Source organism: Parasutterella secunda (assembly GCF_023336895.1).
Taxonomy (GTDB): domain Bacteria; phylum Pseudomonadota; class Gammaproteobacteria; order Burkholderiales; family Burkholderiaceae_F; genus Aphodousia; species Aphodousia faecalis.
In genome coordinates, this window is sequence record NZ_JAMBLT010000034.1 from 1 (window position 1) to 467 (window position 467).

Here is a 467-nt window from a genome sequence, read left to right on the forward strand (position 1 = left end):
ACGGAAAGACCAACGGTGCAGTCGGCTTCTGACTCTTTTGCCTGCCCTCACTCGGTCTCTGATATGCGTCAGATCTTCCAGGACGATCACTTTCGCTTTCTGTTTAGCCGCTTGCTCAACAATTGATTTACTCACCACGTGATTGACGTGGGTGACATGCCGTCTTTCTTTGCCCGAAGCTTTTCGCAAGTGCTGTCTGGCACTTTGCGAGCCATTGCTTTGTAAACGCGCACGCAACCCCAAGTATTTATCTCGTTTATGTTTTAATTCGCCCGCTTTCCAAACCTTTCCGCTGGAAACCGCAGCGATATTGTTTTCGCCTACATCAACACCGATCACTTCCTCTTTCTTTAATTTCGCGGTTAAGGCACTCAGTGTCGAGTCATATTCCAGACTGATATGCAGGAACCAAAATCCTCCCTTTTTATTCTTTCGATAGACAAGATTGCTTTCTTTGCGTTTGCCTG

General features: G+C 46.9%; 1 protein-coding gene. It reads right to left on the reverse strand.

The window, feature by feature from the left end:
- On the reverse strand, positions 1 to 467 hold a 467-nt coding region (locus M3080_RS09185), incomplete at both ends, for an IS200/IS605 family accessory protein TnpB-related protein (protein ID WP_249092821.1).